This window comes from Paenibacillus sp. HW567 (assembly GCF_000374185.1).
In the GTDB taxonomy this organism is placed as follows: Bacteria; Bacillota; Bacilli; order Paenibacillales; family Paenibacillaceae; genus Paenibacillus_AQ.
This window is the reverse complement of record NZ_KB910518.1, coordinates 6,639,680-6,657,884: the sequence shown is the minus strand read 5'-3', so window position 1 is coordinate 6,657,884 and position 18,205 is coordinate 6,639,680. Positions and strand designations below refer to the sequence as shown.

General features: G+C 47.3%; 19 protein-coding genes. 1 reads left to right on the top strand and 18 read right to left on the bottom strand.

Annotated features, from left to right (window positions below):
- Positions 1-2: 2 nt before the first annotated feature.
- From B212_RS0129745 to upp, 15 genes are all read right to left on the bottom strand, one after another.
- A complete protein-coding gene (locus B212_RS0129745; RefSeq protein ID WP_019915008.1) occupies positions 3-1,517 on the bottom strand; it encodes a class I adenylate-forming enzyme family protein in 1,515 nt (504 codons plus the stop codon).
- A 27-nt stretch (positions 1,518-1,544) separates the two neighbouring features.
- Entirely contained in the window at positions 1,545-2,711 is a 1,167-nt protein-coding gene (locus B212_RS0129740) for an archaeosine biosynthesis radical SAM protein RaSEA (protein WP_084673379.1), read from the bottom strand.
- Positions 2,712-2,837: 126 nt separating this feature from the next.
- Complete coding sequence (locus B212_RS0129735) at positions 2,838-3,530, bottom strand: hypothetical protein (protein WP_198015904.1); 693 nt, start codon at positions 3,528-3,530, stop codon at positions 2,838-2,840.
- Between the two features lie 557 nt (positions 3,531-4,087).
- Positions 4,088-4,495, bottom strand: coding sequence for a F0F1 ATP synthase subunit epsilon (locus B212_RS0129730; RefSeq protein ID WP_019915005.1), 408 nt, complete (start codon positions 4,493-4,495; stop codon positions 4,088-4,090).
- A gap of 65 nt (positions 4,496-4,560) precedes the next feature.
- A complete protein-coding gene (gene atpD, locus B212_RS0129725; protein ID WP_019915004.1) occupies positions 4,561-5,958 on the bottom strand; it encodes a F0F1 ATP synthase subunit beta in 1,398 nt (465 codons plus the stop codon).
- Positions 5,959-6,000: 42 nt separating this feature from the next.
- Positions 6,001-6,870 (bottom strand): ATP synthase F1 subunit gamma, encoded by an 870-nt coding sequence (gene atpG, locus B212_RS0129720; protein ID WP_019915003.1) that lies wholly within the window; start codon positions 6,868-6,870, stop codon positions 6,001-6,003.
- A gap of 153 nt (positions 6,871-7,023) precedes the next feature.
- Positions 7,024-8,535 (bottom strand): F0F1 ATP synthase subunit alpha, encoded by a 1,512-nt coding sequence (atpA, locus tag B212_RS0129715; protein ID WP_019915002.1) that lies wholly within the window; start codon positions 8,533-8,535, stop codon positions 7,024-7,026.
- Between the two features lie 11 nt (positions 8,536-8,546).
- A complete protein-coding gene (locus B212_RS0129710; protein WP_019915001.1) occupies positions 8,547-9,098 on the bottom strand; it encodes a F0F1 ATP synthase subunit delta in 552 nt (183 codons plus the stop codon).
- A complete protein-coding gene (gene atpF / locus B212_RS0129705) occupies positions 9,095-9,583 on the bottom strand; it encodes a F0F1 ATP synthase subunit B (protein WP_019915000.1) in 489 nt (162 codons plus the stop codon). The genes B212_RS0129710 and atpF overlap by 4 nt, the downstream gene beginning before the upstream one ends.
- A gap of 99 nt (positions 9,584-9,682) precedes the next feature.
- Complete coding sequence (gene atpE, locus B212_RS0129700) at positions 9,683-9,907, bottom strand: F0F1 ATP synthase subunit C (protein ID WP_019914999.1); 225 nt, start codon at positions 9,905-9,907, stop codon at positions 9,683-9,685.
- A 106-nt stretch (positions 9,908-10,013) separates the two neighbouring features.
- Positions 10,014-10,841, bottom strand: a complete 828-nt coding sequence (atpB, locus tag B212_RS0129695; protein ID WP_019914998.1) for a F0F1 ATP synthase subunit A — start codon at positions 10,839-10,841, stop codon at positions 10,014-10,016.
- 29 nt (positions 10,842-10,870) lie between these two features.
- Positions 10,871-11,248 (bottom strand): ATP synthase subunit I, encoded by a 378-nt coding sequence (locus tag B212_RS0129690; protein WP_019914997.1) that lies wholly within the window; start codon positions 11,246-11,248, stop codon positions 10,871-10,873.
- Complete coding sequence (locus B212_RS0129685; RefSeq protein WP_019914996.1) at positions 11,241-11,495, bottom strand: AtpZ/AtpI family protein; 255 nt, start codon at positions 11,493-11,495, stop codon at positions 11,241-11,243. The genes B212_RS0129690 and B212_RS0129685 overlap by 8 nt, the downstream gene beginning before the upstream one ends.
- Before the next feature lie 194 nt (positions 11,496-11,689).
- A complete protein-coding gene (wecB, locus tag B212_RS0129680) occupies positions 11,690-12,844 on the bottom strand; it encodes a non-hydrolyzing UDP-N-acetylglucosamine 2-epimerase (RefSeq protein ID WP_019914995.1) in 1,155 nt (384 codons plus the stop codon).
- A gap of 25 nt (positions 12,845-12,869) precedes the next feature.
- Positions 12,870-13,499, bottom strand: coding sequence for a uracil phosphoribosyltransferase (gene upp / locus B212_RS0129675; RefSeq protein ID WP_019914994.1), 630 nt, complete (start codon positions 13,497-13,499; stop codon positions 12,870-12,872).
- 753 nt (positions 13,500-14,252) lie between these two features.
- Between upp and B212_RS34875 the strand changes: the two genes are divergently transcribed.
- Positions 14,253-14,567, top strand: a complete 315-nt coding sequence (locus tag B212_RS34875; RefSeq protein ID WP_198015903.1) for a hypothetical protein — start codon at positions 14,253-14,255, stop codon at positions 14,565-14,567.
- Between the two features lie 103 nt (positions 14,568-14,670).
- On the opposite strand, the gene B212_RS0129665 is transcribed toward B212_RS34875, so the two are convergent.
- From B212_RS0129665 to B212_RS0129655, 3 genes are all read right to left on the bottom strand, one after another.
- A complete protein-coding gene (locus tag B212_RS0129665) occupies positions 14,671-15,891 on the bottom strand; it encodes an IS110 family transposase (RefSeq protein ID WP_019909933.1) in 1,221 nt (406 codons plus the stop codon).
- Positions 15,892-16,223: 332 nt separating this feature from the next.
- Entirely contained in the window at positions 16,224-17,471 is a 1,248-nt protein-coding gene (glyA, locus tag B212_RS0129660; protein ID WP_019914991.1) for a serine hydroxymethyltransferase, read from the bottom strand.
- A gap of 79 nt (positions 17,472-17,550) precedes the next feature.
- Positions 17,551-18,204, bottom strand: a complete 654-nt coding sequence (locus B212_RS0129655) for a TIGR01440 family protein (protein ID WP_019914990.1) — start codon at positions 18,202-18,204, stop codon at positions 17,551-17,553.
- Between the last annotated feature and the right edge of the window lies 1 nt (position 18,205).

Below are 18,205 nucleotides of genomic sequence, written 5' to 3'. Positions count from 1 at the left end.
CTTCACCTCACTTGTAATTGACCATACTGGCGAATCAGCTCTTGTCTCATTACTTTTCCTGTTGAAGTTCTGGGCAGTTCCGAGAGGCAGATGATCTGCTGCGGACATTTGTAACTTGCCAAGCCTTGGACACAATGCTCCGAAATTTCCGTAATACAGAAGTTATCATCGGATTCAAGAACTACAGCAGCAAATGGCACTTCACCCATAAGCTCATCGCTCGCTGGGAAAACGACACATTCCGCAACACAATTTAGCCCCAGGATATACTCCTCAACTTCAAGCGGATTAACCGCATAACCGCCTGTTAGAATAATGTCTTTTACTCTTCCGACAACATACAGCTCTCCCTTAGCCCCACGTTTTACAATGTCACCTGTCCGCAAAAAGCCGTTATCAAACCATCGATCAACGATTCCATCCTCTGGATTCTTCCGTGTAGGCTGGATATGATCAGCTTTGATCAGAAGTTCCCCGGCTTCATGTACTCCAACCTCTTCATTACGCTCATTCACAATCTTCACGTGAAATCTTGCACTTGGAATGCCGACACAATTGGCATTATCCGCGAATGAAGGGTCATTTGCACTAATGAAGCCTGCGGCTTCGGTAAGACCATAATGATTAATAACAGGGATGCCGTAGTATTGGTGAAATTCCGAGGCGGTTAGTTGAGACAACACCGCGCCTGCGGAAATCGCAATTCTTAGTGAGGAAAGATCATAATCCGCTCCCGTGAATTTCGCGTGTTTGTTCATATATTCGAACATAGTCGGAACCCCTGCAAACACAGTTGTCTTGTAATCTTTCATTTTCGTCAAAAGTGAATGGTACTGAAAGCTATCTTCAAAAATCATAGCAGCCCCACTCCAAATACCCGCCGCAAGAATCGTATTCCCACCGTATAGATGGGTTAATGGAAGCGCAGAAATAATGACATCCTGACGGGTGAAGCCGAACTGCTCAGCAGACAATCCGGCTGCTGTTGTCAAGGCCTCATAGGTTAAATATATACACTTAGGTGTACCTGTACTGCCGGAGCTTAAATAACAGCCCATAATCTGGTTGTATAACGGCATCTTTAACTGCAGATTATTCCCAGGATCATTCTGGGATTTAATCAATTGATAGCGAATACAATATTCATTTGAATATGCCTTCGGCTCATATATTTCCTGAATTAACGCTGTTTTCTCCTCATCTGTCACGATAAAGGCGGGTTGTACAGTATTAAGCAGCGTTGATAGATCGCCTTTTTTCAGGTGAATATTTATCGGATTGACGATAGCACCTATTCTGCATACTGCAAAATAGCAATATATATATTCCAGAGGATCGCTGATACTGACACTCACAATATCATCTTTACCGATTTCATAAGACAGCATGTTCTGGGCGACCCGGTCAATCATCGTTACAAATGTGCCATATGGAATGGGCGTATTGTGTGAAATGAATAATATCCGTTCTGGTTCGTGAGTTGCCCTGTCATATATGATATCTAAAATAGTTTTCATATTGCTCCCTTCCGTTTCATCACCAATTCAGGTATCGGAAACCGCATAATCATATTGAAGGACATTTAGTAAATCTCTGACCCTTGCAGGCAGCTCAGTTCCGGAGGACTGTTCATGAAGAATTATGTCCATCCAATCTTTTTTACATTGGCAATCCAGTTGCTCGAACACGCTTAAATCCCCAATTATGTTGTATTCCCCAAACTTATTGAACATGGCTGTATCGCATTCAACACAATTAGAGGCTCTGGATTCTGAAGGTACGGAATAGCTGGTTGGACTGATATACAGTTTTGTTTTCAAATTCAAATCGTGTTTTCGCTTTAGAATTTCAACAACGGACCACAGCCTGCTGGGAGAATACATATTCCGTTTCCATAGTTCATGCATCAAAGTAAATTTCTCAATCGTAGGCAATTCCATATCAATCCGGTTAAGCTTGAACCGCTCAAGATAACGCAGGCTTTCCACATAATCATCAATAGCTTCTTTTTCCGATAAGAACGGCGGTTTTAGCATTAGCAGCGGAACTATGCTGATATTGTACTTATTGGCCATAGCTACATTTCTTTCAAACACCGAATTATCAAAGCTTTTATTAATACAAAGATCCCGAATCATTGGATTCGCTGATTCGAACCCTACTGAAATTTCCAGATCCAGGTCAGTCGCTTCCTTTACGGCCTTCAATTTTTTTTCTGAAATATCTTCTACTCTGGCTTCCATGACTATCTTCTTAAGGTGCTTATATCCGCTGATGATCTTCAGTACGCTGGTAACCGCATTCAAACTGATTTCTTTCTCATTCAGCATGCTTCCATCATTGTATAAGCAAACAATCTCAGATTTTTGAAGTTCATTTGCCTTTGTTACCAAGATATTATTGATTTGACGTATGTAATCTTCATCAGAGACCCGCCCACCAAAATTCGTCGCATTATAGAAGCCGCAAAATGTGCATCCACCTGTTTCTGTTGTTAGAGAACAGCCCGTTCCCCGTAAAAAGATTACTAACCGCTCCACAGGTTTCCCGTTAATAAATCCAGTTCTTTGCTCTGTAAAAATAACCTCGTCAAATTTTTTTATAGTTTTCTTGTAGTTTGCTTCAGATAATTTCCTGATACTTCTCAAATACCCACGCAATTCTTGTCTTAATACGCTATGATCCGAATGATTATAAACCACTTTTTCCACCTCTCAGTTAGTTCCTGCGCGTTAGTTGTAGATATAACCTATTTGGATTGGACTGTGAAATGCATAGAACTGCACCGGAAAAGAGCATTAATGTAACCGTCTACAATTCTCGTCTGGGCGAATAACCTATTTTCTCCCAAGGATCTCAATCAACTGATTTAATAACGATTTCTCGACCTGCATTGTCCGTTGCAGCAAATCTATCCCACCACTTAATAAGCCCTTATTGCCAGTAAAACTATACTTTAGCATCATATTTCTTAATTTTGAAAACGTCTCTTCTACGGTTTTCCATTCAACGACAAAATCTTTGCTACTCGACATGTAACCTTCGCTTATCATATAGTCGATTCTTTGGGACATACAGATTTTGTGTTCCCATAAAACATGGAAGGGCCTAATGTCGAAACCTGTTTGCGGGTCAATATCGGATTTGATATACTCAATCAGACAATCATACGCTGCAAATCCATAAATGTAGTCTTCCGATTCATTACGGAACATCCTGAAATGCCGCATCGGGTTAGACGATAACACATATTCACGAAGCGATTGGACCACTAATTCCAGATCAAATTCGTACTTAAAATCGTCTCTTCGTTCCATAATAAGCAACTTAATATCCCAATTTGGAAAGGTCGTTTCCAAGCTCTCCAGTTCTGTAAAGGGAATTCTCGTCTCGGAAAATTTACGTTCTTTGTCAAACCCCAATGTACTAAACGAATGATCGTCGTATCCATAAAATAAAATGTCATGATACAGATGTTTTTTCTGATAACGAATTCTTGAAGATATATCATACTCATCCACCCAGGTCATGACATAACGATTCCTTCGCAAATTATCCTTAATAAATTGAAGGACTCCACCTTTGTACATCTCTGATATTAATTCACGTTTGACAAAGTGCGACTTAAGGTGGGGAAATCCTTGAGGATAATCCATGAAAAAATATTGATTGAAAAAATTAAATCCTCCCTTACCGTTGGTCAGAAAATTGCTTGGACAACAAATGTGAATAAAATTGGAATAATACCAGGGCTTATATTCTTCCTCTGTGGATACTATTGCGAGCGGAAATGCCAGGTTTTGATATCCTATTAAAGATGGTTTTGGATTAATTGGTAGTTTTATTGTAATTTTAATTACCACACTTTCAAATATCTATAATATACCAAAACATTACTTAATTTAGTATAAACCAAACATTACAATAATCAATAGACAAAAATAAATGTTATACCCCATAAATATCGTTTATTTTAGTTTTATATGTACATAAAAAATTAAAATTTTTATTTAAAATAAAGCTGGAAATACAAAAACAAACAGTACACCATTAGAATAACGGTGCACTGTTTGTTTTTGTATTTTATTTAATGTTTTTCTGAGATCTTGATTCGCGTGACAGCACGCTGTAATGCCAGCTCTGCACGGCGATGATCAATTTCATCCTGTTTGCTGCGGGACTGCAGGCGACGCTGAGCACGTTCCTTAGCTGCTTCTGCGCGTTCAACGTCAATTTCCGTAGGCAGCTCGGCGCTTTCAGCCAGAACGGTCACCTTGTCTTTATGCACTTCCACGAACCCGCCATGAACAGCGATAGTGGTTGTAGCGCCAGCCGCTTTGACGAACATTGGAGCAACCTGAAGTGGAGTAACAAGCGGAATATGTCCCGGCAAAATCCCCAGATCGCCATCAACTCCCTTAATTGTCAGGCTGTTAACCTGATTGGAGTAGACCAGATGCTCCGGTGTTACAATTTCCAACAAAAAGGTGTTCACGTTCATTCCTCCTAAAAGCTTCATAAAGTAAGGCTCGTATCCAAAGCAATATCCTTAGCCCGGGGTTACATTGATTCTGCCTTTTTAATAGCTTCTTCGATCGTTCCAACGAACAGGAACGCCGCTTCTGGAAGATCATCATGTTTACCTTCTAATATTTCCTTAAAGCTACGCACCGTTTCTTTTATTGGAACGTATGCGCCCTTTTGACCTGTAAATTGCTCAGCTACATGAAGAGGCTGCGACAAGAAACGCTCAACCTTACGAGCACGGGCCACAATAACCTTATCTTCTTCACTGAGTTCATCCATACCCAGGATAGCAATGATGTCCTGAAGTTCGGTGTAGCGCTGCAACAGCTGCTTAACGCCCTGAGCAACATTGTAGTGCTCTTCGCCGACAATTTCCGGAGCCAGGATACGCGAACTGGAAGCAAGCGGGTCTACAGCCGGAAAAATCCCTTTCTCGGAGATTTTACGCTCCAGGTTGGTTGTAGCATCCAAGTGCGCAAACGCCGTTGCCGGTGCAGGGTCAGTGTAATCGTCCGCCGGCACGTAGATGGCCTGAATGGAGGTAACGGAGCCCTTTTTGGTGGATGTAATACGCTCTTGCAATTGACCCATTTCTGTTGCCAGTGTCGGCTGGTAACCTACCGCAGAAGGCATACGTCCGAGAAGGGCGGATACTTCAGAGCCGGCTTGGGTAAAGCGGAAGATGTTATCAATAAACAGCAGTGTGTCGCGGCCTTCCACATCACGGAAATATTCCGCCATAGTCAGACCGGTCAGAGCTACACGAAGACGCGCGCCCGGCGGCTCATTCATTTGCCCGAATACCATTGCCGTTTTCTTGATAACGCCGGAATCGGTCATTTCATGATACAAGTCATTACCTTCACGGGTCCGTTCACCAACACCCGCGAACACAGAAATCCCGCCGTGCTCCTGTGCGATGTTGTTGATCAGTTCCTGAATCGTTACTGTCTTACCTACGCCTGCACCGCCGAAGAGACCAATTTTGCCGCCCTTAACATAAGGTGCGAGCAGGTCGATAACCTTGATTCCGGTTTCCAGAATTTCAGCTTGTGTAGACAGTTCATCAAAAGTCGGAGCCAAACGGTGAATCGGATTTTTGTCAGCAACAACTTCCTCACCGTTATCAATCGGATTACCCAGAACGTTAAATACCCGGCCAAGAGTAGCAGCACCAACTGGAACCGAAATCGGTCCACCCTGGTCAATTGCTTCCAATCCGCGAACCAGACCATCTGTGGAAGACATGGCGATACAGCGCACCAGATTGTCACCCAGATGATTGGAAACCTCAAGGGTCAAATCAATGGTGCGGCCGTTGGCCTGGCTGGTTACAATCTTGATAGCGTTGAAAATCTCGGGCAGTTGGCCGCGTTCAAATTCAATATCAACAACCGGACCCATAATGCTCACAACGCGTCCTTTGTTCATCTTTATATTTCCCTCCTCGAAAGCTGTTGCATTACTTACACTTTAAGATTGCGCGCTCGCTCCGGCCACGATCTCGGTAATTTCCTGCGTAATTGCCGCCTGACGGGCACGGTTGTACGTAAGTGTAAGTTCCCCGATCATTTTCGACGCGTTCTTTGTTGCACTGCCCATTGCTGTCATTTTCGCACCCAGCTCGCTGGCTTTACCGTCCAGAATTGCGCTGTAAATCAAAGTTTCCGCATATTTCGGAAGCAGTACGCCCAGTACATCTTCCGGTGAAGGCTCATACTCGTAGCTTGCAGTTGCTCCTGCATGATCAGCACTTTGTACTGTGTCCATAGGCAGCAGACGTTCAATGGTCGGTATCTGGCTGATAGCATTGACAAAACTGTTGTAGCAGATATACAGCTCGTCATACACACCAGTCTCAAACTGCTGTACTGCCGAGTAAGCAATCGACTTGATGTCAGAGAACTTAGGCGTGTCGGACAGTTCAGTAATCTCTTCCACAATCGGATATTCACGGCGGCGCAAAAAGTCGCGACCCTTGCGGCCGATTACAAACAAAGCATACTCATCCTTGGACTTGTGGCGCTCTGCGAGCAATAACGTCAATTTACGAAGAATATTGGCGTTGTATCCCCCTGCAAGACCTCTGTCCGAGGTAACAAGCAGATAAGCGGTCTTCTTAACGGGACGGCTGACAAGCATAGGATGGGTTATACCTTGTGTGCCGGCAGCTATGTTCGCTACAACCTCTTTCAGCTTGGCTGAGTAAGGACGCGCAGCTTCCGCCTTCTCCTGTGCTTTGCGCAGTTTGGAAGCGGCAACCATCTCCATAGCCTTGGTGATCTGTCTGGTGTTCTGAACGCTTTTGATTTGACGTTTAATATCACGCATGCTTCTTGCCATGATTTCACCACCTTAGAGCTTTGACTTTAGTCAAAGCTAACTTCGTAAGCATAACCTGAGCTTTGGCTCCGCCAAAGCTGACTTCGTAAGCATATACTAGAGCTTTGGCAAAGCCAAAGCCCGGTTCGCAGCATAGTTGAGTTCTACCCCAGATTAACTGGTAGCAAAGCCTTTTTTGAACTTCTCGATAGCTTCTTTGAGGGCAGTTTCATTGTCTGCAGTCAAATCCTTCGTATCCGTAATGGATTTGAGGATGCCGGCAGCGCTGCTGTCCACAAACGCCAGGAATTCCTTCTCAAAACGTCTAACATCTTTAACGGGAATATCATCCAGGTGACCTTTGACAGCGGTATACAAGCTGATAACCTGATGCTCAACCGACAAAGGCTGGTTCACGCCCTGCTTCAGAATTTCCATCATACGCGCACCGCGGTTCAGACGGGCTTGCGTAGATTTATCGAGATCGGAGCCGAACTGGGAGAACGCCTGAAGTTCGCGGTATTGGGCCAGATCCAGACGGAGCGAGCCTGCAACCTTCTTCATCGCTTTGATCTGCGCGGAACCACCAACGCGGGATACAGAGATACCAACGTTGATTGCCGGGCGTTGACCCGAATAGAACAGGTCGGATTCCAGGAAAATCTGGCCGTCCGTAATCGAGATTACGTTCGTAGGGATGTAAGCTGATACGTCAGAGGCCTGTGTTTCGATAAATGGCAATGCGGTCAATGAACCGCCGCCAAGCTCGTCGCTAAGCTTAGCTGCACGTTCCAAAAGACGGGAGTGCAGATAGAATACGTCACCAGGGAACGCTTCGCGGCCCGGTGGACGGCGGAGCAGCAAGGACAATTCGCGGTAAGCGGAGGCTTGCTTCGAAAGGTCATCATAGATGACAAGGACATGCTCGCCTTTGTACATGAAGTATTCGCCCATTGCGCAGCCTGCGTATGGAGCGATATACAGCAGCGGGGACGGCTCGGAAGCCGAAGCAGTTACAACAATTGTATATTCCAGCGCACCGTGGCGGCGGAGGGTTTCCACAACCTGTGCTACTGTGGATTGCTTCTGACCGATGGCAACATAGATACATTTCATGCCATTGCCTTTTTGGTTGATAATCGCATCAATTGCGATTGCAGTCTTACCCGTCTGACGGTCACCGATGATCAGCTCGCGTTGACCGCGGCCGATTGGCACCATCGCATCAATAGCTTTAAGACCGGTCTGCATCGGTTCATGAACCGATTTACGGTCAATAACACCTGGAGCATTATGTTCTACAGGACGGAATTCAGTGGTTGCAATTGGACCTTTGCCGTCTAGCGGCTGCCCCAGCGCATTCACTACACGGCCCAGCATAGCTTCACCAACCGGAACCTGCATAATTTGTCCTGTACGTTTTACTTGATCGCCTTCACGAATTTCCTTGTACTCACCCAGAATAACAACACCTACGTTGCTTTCTTCCAGATTGAGCGCCATGCCTACTACTCCGTTGGAGAACTCCAGCAGTTCTCCCGCCATCGCGTTTTCCAGACCGTAGACACGGGCGATACCGTCCCCGACTTGAATGACGGTGCCAATTTCGGCAACTTCGATATCGGCTTTATATTGCTCAATTTGACTTTTGATCAAAGTGCTGATCTCTTCAGGTCTGATGCCCAATATCCTCACCCCTATCTTCTTAGCTTATCGTTAAAAGATTTCTCGAGACGCGCAAGTTTGCCGGACAGACTGCCGTCATACAGCGTATCGCCGATCACGACCTTCAGTCCGCCCAACAGGCTCTTATCAATCAGATTCGTAACACGAATCTTGCGTTTGGTAAGCTGGCTGAACTCTGCAGCTACTGTATCCTGCTCTTCCTGACTCAACGGATAAGTAGAATACACCGTTGCATCACCGATGCCAAGGGCGTCTCCTTCTATTTTGATGTACGTTTCCAGCAGATCAGCAAAAATATCGGTTCTGCCCCGCTCAACCAGCAGCTCTACCGTGTTCATCACCGTTGGAGAGACCTTATCTTGAAGCGCCGTACGCAGCACCTTCAGCTTGTCGGACTGCGAGATCCGCGGTGCAAGAATAAACCGTTTCACCTCTTGGTCATTATGAAGCACTTCGACTACTGTCTTTAGCTGTTCTTCCACTTCAAGGGTAATGCCCTTATCCACCGCTGCACTATACAAAGCATTGGCGTAGCGTTTGGCAACTACCGTATCGCGGCTCATGATCGGCCTCCTACCTCTTTGAGGTATTGATCAACAAGCTGCTCCTGTTCGCCATCGGCTTTAACTTCTTTTTCAAGCAGCTTGGAAGCAATCCGAACCGATGCAGTTCCAAGCTCGCTGCGCAATGCTTCCACTGCCTTGTTCTTTTCGTTATCAATATCGCGGACAGCCTCGTCCTTAAGACGTGCAGCCTCAGACTTGGCCTGTTCCAGAATACGGTCAACCTGATTGCTGCTGGTTGCCTGCGATTGCTGGATAATGAGCTGTGCCTCCTGGCGCGCCTGCTGTAGAGCCTGCTTCTGTTCTTCAACGTACGAAACAGCCTGCTCTCTGGTCTTCGCCGCTTCATCCATTTGCTGCAGCACTAGCTCACGGCGTTTTTCCATAACGGAGAACAACGGCCCGAAAGCGTACTTATTCAGCAAAAAGTATAAAATCCCGAAGGCAATAATTGCCAACACGGAAGATTCCCATACAAAAGACAATGTTAGACACTCCTTTCCGATGCACGTTCATGTCTTGGGTCGTTCCTAAAAAGAAGGCGCGGAGGGCTGTGGCCTTCCCCGCCAAACATTTGTAATTAATTAAGCTCCAATGTAGAACATGAACGCAAGTACTACACCGATGATCGGAAGGGCTTCTACCAATGCAACCCCGATAAACATTGTAGTTTGCAGTGTGGATTTTGCTTCCGGTTGACGGGCAATACCTTCTACTGTTTTGCTGACGATCAGACCGTTACCGATACCGGCACCCAGCGCTCCCAAACCTACTGCAATTGCAGCTGCCAAATAAGCCATAACTCCCATTGTGTAAATCCTCCTCAAAGATATGTTTTAGTGTGTATTAATGAGCCAGACTTGAAGTGTGCTTCCGCCTTGGCATAAATCCTACATCTCTATTAGCATCCAGCGTTTAATGCTCGTCGTGGGTTTCCAGCATTTGCGAGAAGTACACCATGGTCAGCATAACGAAGATAAAAGCCTGGATGGTACCGATAAACATACTGAACCCTTGCCATACAATTAAGCCAAGTACAGACGCAATCCAGCCCCCTACACCAAGCGCAGCCAATTTGAGGATAACCGATATCAGAACCTCGCCGGCAAAGATATTGCCGAAAAGACGCATGCCGTGTGTCAGCAGCTTCGATATCTGCTCAATCAGATTGATTGGGAAGAAGAACGGGTAAGGCTGAAAGTAGTGCTTAAAGTAATTCTTGGTATTGCGCATGATCCCCAGGATGTGCGACATCAAGAAGATCATAACTGCCAGCCCCATTGCAACAGCAGGATCGGCTGTCGGTGATTTCCACCAAGCCACCCCTACCTCGATATCCTCGTGAGATGCAGGATCGGCTGCGGCATGGAGTCTGTCCAATTCTTTTACGACAGGATCAATTGTCTTGCCAAAAATCTTGGCGTGTTCCGCATCGTGATAATCCGTCACAATACCAAGTGGAAGCCCAAGCAGGTTACCGACGAACAAGAACATGATCAGCGCAAGGCCAAGGGAAAGAAAAGGTTTCCCTTTTTTCAAATCCATTGTACTTGAAATCAGGCCTTGAACGAACTCAACCGCCCATTCCAGGAAATTCTGCAGCTTACCGGGATTCTCGACCGACAAGTTGCGTGTTGCCAATAGTCCGAGCACTAAACAAATGGTACAGGTCACTAACAGCATCAGCACAATAGAAAGGTCAATATGTAAGCCGCCTAGCATAATAACTGGTGATTTATGCATTTTTCTCACCCCTTTCTCCGTTGGAACCTTTAACTTTCTCTACGCAAAAAACCAATCCCTATTATAATAAGAAGAATTGGAGCCAAGAGCAAACTGCCAGCCACCGCAATGATGTTAAAATACTGCGGTGTTTTAAAGGCCACCATCACACCCAAGAGACTGAGGGCGGCACGGGTCAGAAACCCGAGATTTACGCGTCTCTTGCCTTCACCCGCCATCATATCCGCCACTTGCCGGACCTTATAGCCGAGGTAAGTCACATTGATGCAGCCAATAGCTCCACCAAGCGCCATACCGAGCGCAATACTCCGGAAGTCCGGGAATAAAGCCGCAGCCAGAACGCAAAGGACCACGAAGCAAAGTGTTGCTATTGCCAATACCTTGCGGTATCTGGATAAATCATCCATCACTTTCCTCCATGACAGCTTTAATAATGAAGATGACACCTGCTATACCACACAACACACCTAAAATAACACCAAGCGCTACTCCGAGCCCGGAGTTGTTCCACTTGCTGTCCAGCCATGCCCCCAAGAAATAACCGCCCAAAGTAAAGGCGGCCAAATTAATTCCGACAGCACTGACAAGACTCATGGCTTTTAGCGCCCGGCCCGTTTGTTTATGCGGTTCTTGAGGCTTATCAGGGCCCTTCATTTCAACACATCCTTAGAAGTCCCATTCATTTTACTGAATGTTACAAGAGTTTGTCAATCCAGCGCAAATCATGGCTTTTTCGGATGAAAGTATGAAAATAATCACAGCAAAACTCTCCAAAACCATATAAACCGTACAGTTTTACTGTATGTTGATTTTGGTCAATTCAGAATATCGTTTTCATGCTTTATAGCTTATTTTGTGAACATTCTGTGAAACTCTTCCGGACGTTCCTCGATCACACCGAAATGGTGCAAAATCGCATTGACAATTCTCTCGGAGGCTTTACCGTCTCCATACGGGTTGGCGGCCCGGCTCATGGACTGATACAGGTCCTGATCAGTCAGCAAAGCATGTGTCCGTTGATACACCTTCTCCTCGTCCGTTCCCACAAGCTCCAATGTTCCGGCCTCGATCCCTTCCGGGCGCTCGGTTGTATCACGCAGCACAAGCACAGGAACTCCAAAGGAGGGAGCTTCCTCCTGCAGGCCGCCGGAATCGGTCAATATCAGGTGGGTATGCGGATAAAAGTTATGCAGGTCAACGACATCCAGCGGATCAATCAGCTTGATTCTAGGGTGTCCGCCGAGTATTTCATGTGCCGGTTCCTTAACTGCCGGACTCGGATGCACAGGATAAACTATGGCTACATCTTCAAATTCATCAGCGATTCTTTTGACAGCACGGAAAATATGACGGTGCGGTTCGCCTTGAGATTCTCTGCGGTGCGCCGTCATTAAAATAAGTCTTTTTCCTGCAGCAAAATCCAGTACAGGATGCCGATATTCCGGCTGTACGGTATATTGAAACACATCAGTTACAGTATTGCCTGTGATATAAATACTTGATTCTTTTTTGTTCTCATGTCTTAGGTTGCCTGCCGACCAATCCGTTGGAGAGAAGTGTAAATCCGCAAGCACACCGGTAAGCTGACGGTTCATTTCTTCAGGATATGGAGACAGCTTATTCCAGGTCCGAAGACCTGCTTCCACATGACCCACTTGAATTTGCTGCAGGAAAGAAGCGTAGCTGGCAAGGAACGTGGTGAGTGTATCTCCATGCACCAGCACCAGATCCGGCTTGGCCTCCTTAAGCACCGGCTCCAGTCCTTCCAGCACCCGAATGGTAATTTCATTCAGTGTCTGGCGGTCCTTCATCACATCCAGATCATAATCAGGAGTGATTTTGAATACCTCCAGCACCTGATCCAGCAGCTCACGGTGCTGTGCAGTTACGCAAACAACAGATTCAATGTGTTCGGGATGTTTTGCCAGCTCCAGGACCAAAGGCGCCATTTTGATCGCCTCGGGGCGCACTCCGAAAATCGTCATCACTTTAATTTTGGACATAACCCCTATCCTCTCTTCAAATGCTTTATTTGGTTCCATACAAACGGTCTCCGGCATCACCGAGCCCTGGCACGATGTAGCCATGATCGTTCAAATGATCATCCAGCGCAGCGACATAGATATCAACATCCGGGTGGGCAGCTTGTACAGCGGCAACACCTTCCGGAGCAGCAATCAGATTCATCATCTTGATCTGAGTACAGCCGCGCTTCTTCAGCGAGCTGATTGCCGCGATAGCAGAGCCGCCAGTAGCCAGCATCGGATCAATTACAATCAGTTCGCGTTCCTGAACATCTGTAGGAAGCTTGATGTAGTATTCGACCGGCTGCAGTGTATCGGGATCACGGAACAGCCCTACATGTCCTACCTTCGCGGCCGGGAGCAGCTTCAGAACGCCTTCAAGCATTCCCAGTCCGGCGCGAAGAATCGGAATCAGACCCAGCATTCTTCCAGAGATCACTTTGCTCTCCGTCTCTGCTACAGGTGTCTGGACCTTAATGGTCTCAAGCGGAATGTCCCGCGTAATCTCATATGCCATAAGTGTAGCGACTTCGTCGACATGCTCTCTGAACTCTTTCGTATTTGTCCGCACATCACGAATAAATGTAAGTTTGTGCTGAATCAAAGGATGATCACAAATCACCAATTTTCCCATTCTTGTCCCTCCGGTAATTGTCTGTCTTTAATAGCCATAGAAAGCGCTTTTGCTTCCTCCAAGGCTAAATCTTGTTTATTATATCATCACCGAAGATGCTTTTCACCTACGACGGACCGGTTCAACAGACCGAATTACAATCTGCTGTACATCATTATGTGTAGGAACAATTCAAGTAGACCCCTTTACTCCATATATAAAACGAGACTTAGTTTATGTCATTTTGTAAAATTAATACTTTTCACATTTCTTTCACTACAATTGTTGAAAATTCCATGAACTTTCATGAATATTTCACGATGAAATTCGACATTTTACCGTCCAAAATTGTGAACATTGTGCAACATATTGCATGCAGAAGATAAGATTCTGGTTCATTGGCACAAAAAGCTCAAAGAATCCGGGGTGGAACGGAGGTAAATGGTCAAGTTAGTCGGAAGTATAAAACAGCCAGCCCCAGGTCCTACTGGTGGCATTTCCGCTGCTTTTCCAGTCAAACCAGCCGCCCCCGTCTCAGCAACGGCATTTCTGCCGTTAATTCTCATCAATCTAGCGGAGCGTCAAATTAAAATGGTGGAGTAGGGGCATGGGATGCCCGAAGGACGGAAGGTGTGAAGTGATCCTCCCCCAGGTGCACCCTTTCCCAGACGGGGTTCATTCTTAAATTGGCGTTTGACTCGGCGTTACGGACTGTGGTGCGCTTAATTATGATGAGAGTCATGGCTTGGGTAAGTTACGGACACCACGGGCCTTATGATCGAATATTCCGTTCCTAAACGTTCCTTGGAGAGACCAGAAGCGCCCCTCGGTCCGTTAAGCCGCAACAAGTGGCGTTTTCTTGAAAATAACGGCTCTCCGGTCCGCAAGGAGCCGACTTCACTGCTGCGTTTTCTCTTCCCCAGAGGGTATGGCCTCACCCACAAATTTAGCTCTGATGCCGGACTAGCCACACGCGCCTCAGCAACGGATTTCTGCCGCTGTTATTTTCTCAATGACAAGTGGAAACGGCTACGCCGTCCTTATAAGGACGGTATCCGTTTCAGCGAGAAATATATGGATAATTTATAGTGTGAAACATATTAATTCTGCCCTGAAAATAAAGTTGCTCTAAGGAACCAAAAGTGCGCATACCAAAACAAACCCCATGTTTTTATTTTTTTGAAATTGGCCGTTAGGCCGATTGTTCACTCAGGTTTACTTGATACCCGAGCGATTCCAAGCGTTTTATGGATCGGTTCATTACCATCTCGCGGTTTCGTTGGTCGAAGTAGTCAAACCCTAATTCTTTATATGCTTGTCTTCGCGTTAACAAGACATAGACTATCGCTAAAATGCTGTGCCCGACGGCTACGGCTGCTCTGTTTTTCCCTCGCCTGCCTGCGATCCGGTGATATTGGGCCGACAGGTAGGTGTTCTTTTTTCGTCCTGCCGCTCGCGCCGATTCCACCAGTGCACTTCGCAGCTTTTTATTCCCTTTTCGTGTCCTTGCTGATCGTTTTTTCCCCGCGCTTTCATTGTGACCTGGAGTCATACCTGCCCAAGAGCATAAATGCCCTGCGCTCGGAAACCGTGTCATGTCGGTCCCAATTTCCGCCAGAATTTGTTCGGCGGTTCGTTTACCGACACCGGGAATGGTATCCACTAACTTCAGGTCCTCTGCAAAAGGGGCCATTCGGCGCTCAATCTCTTCATCCAGTTCAGTGATCAACCCATTCAACTGGTCAATATGTCCTAATTGTTTCTCCAGCATGAGCAACTGATGAGGACCTAGGCTTCCCTCTAGTGCCAGCTTTAATTGTTCTTTCTTGGCTTTCAGCTTCTTTTGCGCAAAGTCCGCTAGAATCGAAGGATCCGTTTCGCCCTGAATCATCGCTTCCAACATGTTTCGTCCTGACACTCCAAGCACATTGGATGCCACGGACGAGAGCTTGATATTGCCTCCTTCCAGCACCTTTTGCAATCGGTTCACTTCCCGGCTTCGCTCTTCGATGATACTTCGCCGATACCGGATCACTTCCCGAAGTTCCCGCTGCTCCCGATTCGGAATATAGCTCCCTTGCACCAGCCCATGCCGGAGTAATTTCGCAATCCATTCCGCATCTTTCACATCTGTTTTGCGTCCGGGCACGGCTTTGATATGCTGCGCATTCACGACAACCGGCTTGACGTCTTCCAGTTCAAGCAGGTTATAAATCGGTTTCCAGTAATCTCCGGTGCTCTCCATCGCGACATGGGTGCACCGCTCGCTTTTAATCCAATCCACTAAATCGACTAGCCGGCGAGTCAGCGTTTCAAAGCTTCGAATCTCCTTTCCTTTCGGGGTGATGATACAGGCTGTGATACTCTTCTTGTGTACATCTAATCCACAACAACGTTCAATGAGGATCTCCATCTTTTCTGTCTCCTGCCTGCTGGCGCTTATTAAGGCTGGTGCAAAGACCAATGCTAAGGTTATTCTGCCCTGCGTGCTTCCCCGGAGGGAGCAACAATCTGTGATGCACCGGGTCGTTGGGGTCCGTCTTATATTCGGGTTCGTAACACCAAGAAGTTCCGACCTACCTTCGCCAGCCCAGTAACCAGTATAGACAATATTTTCATTCCTCAGTGATGCCGCGCAGCGGCATGGGTGTCTTATATTTCAAAAAAAGTCTCGGCAGGACTGGAAGAACCAGATCCTACAGAGACTTTTACATAAAACGCTACATCTAATTCAAAGGCAGAAGCTTAGTATCTCAGCGCCGGATAGATCGGATATTGCTCAGTAAGTGCAGCCACTTCACGGGCAGCCTCCGCAAGTTTGCCTTCATCCTTCGGATTCTTAAGCACATTGGCGATAATATGTCCGATCGTCACCATAGCCTGCTGGTCCATCCCGCGGGAAGTAACGGCAGGTGTACCGATGCGGATACCGCTGGTCACGAATGGACTGGTAGGATCAAATGGAATAGCATTTTTGTTCACGGTAATGCCGATGGAGTCGAGTACCTTCTCCGCATCTTTGCCTGTAATGTTCAGGCTGCGGGTGTCAATCAGCATAAGGTGATTATCTGTGCCTCCAGATACGATGTTAACTCCTTCACCGATCAGCGTCTCAGCCAGCACCTTGGCATTCTTCACCACATTCTCGGCATATGTCTTGAATGACGGCTGCAGTGCTTCGCCAAAGGAAACGGCTTTGGAAGCAATCACATGCATCAACGGTCCGCCTTGGGAGCCTGGGAATACTGCCTTGTCGATTGCTGCTGCCCAAGGCTGTCTGCACAGAATCATACCTCCGCGCGGACCGCGCAAGGTTTTATGCGTAGTCGTGGTTACAAAATGAGCATGCGGAACCGGACTCGGATGAAGCCCTGCCGCCACTAGTCCGGCGATATGTGCCATATCAACCATAAACAAGGCGCCAACATCATTTGCGATTGAACCAAGCGCAGCGAAATCAATCGTACGCGGATAAGCGCTTGCTCCGGCTACAATTAATTTAGGACGGTGTTTGAATGCTGCCTTGCGCACTTCATCATAATCAATCAGGAAGGTATCCTCTTGAACGCCGTAAGCGACAAAGTTATACAGCAAGCCGGATGCATTCACCGGGCTGCCGTGAGTCAGGTGGCCGCCATGAGCCAGATTCATGCCCAGTACAGTATCCCCCGGGTTCAACGCGGCAAGATACACCGCCATATTGGCCTGAGCGCCGGAGTGCGGCTGAACATTGACATGCTCCGCTCCAAACAACTGCTTGGCGCGGTCACGGGCCAGGTTCTCCACGATGTCCACATCTTCACAGCCGCCGTAATACCGTTTGCCGGGATAGCCTTCGGCATATTTATTAGTGAGCACAGAACCCATAGCTTCCATAACCGCTTCGCTGACGATATTCTCCGAGGCAATAAGCTCAATATTGGCACGCTGACGGCTCAGCTCCAATCCCATCGCTTCCAGTACTGCCGGGTCACTCTTACGCAATTGTTCCATGATTCTTATTTCCTCCCTAATGCTCTTTAGTTAATGGTTTTGTGAAGACTTACCAACCGTTCGTGTTCCCAGCCTTTCCTTAATCACAATTCCGTGATCCGCTGACCTCCGGGGTGCGGTACACGGCGCGCTCCCCGCCAATGAGCGGGGGTCTGCTCCAGGCCGCATTCACCCGTGCTGAACCAATGTAGCGCAGGCTTGGCCGAAAAGGCACCGCGACCCGGCGCAGATGCATGCCGATCAGCGTCTCTCCGATGTCTATCCCGGCATGGGCCTCTACGGTCTCAGCCAGAACAGGGTCAGCCATTGAACGGTACGCAGCAGCAGCCATCGAACCCCCGGCTCCCGGAATCGGCACTGCCGAAACCTCCCGGAGCCCCAGCTTTTCAAGCAGTGAACGCTCCATCACCAGGGAGCGGTTCAAATGCTCACAGCATTGATAAACTGCATGAAAGCCCCGCTCCTCAGCAACCTGAGCCACGCCCTGGAGCAATTGCTGCGCCACTTCAAGTGCGCCGCCAGTGCCAATACGGACACCAGCCACTTCACTTGTGCTTGCACCGACAACAAGAATCTTACCTGGTCCAAGCTTGCCGGCTTCCGCCAGTTCACGCACTACAGCAGCAGTTGCAGCGGTTAAAGAAAGCTCCGCTGCCGCCGGCTTGCCGGCATTTCCAGATGAACCCCCGGAGGCCCCGTTCTCCGATGAGTCCTGCTTCATGACTTGTTCCATC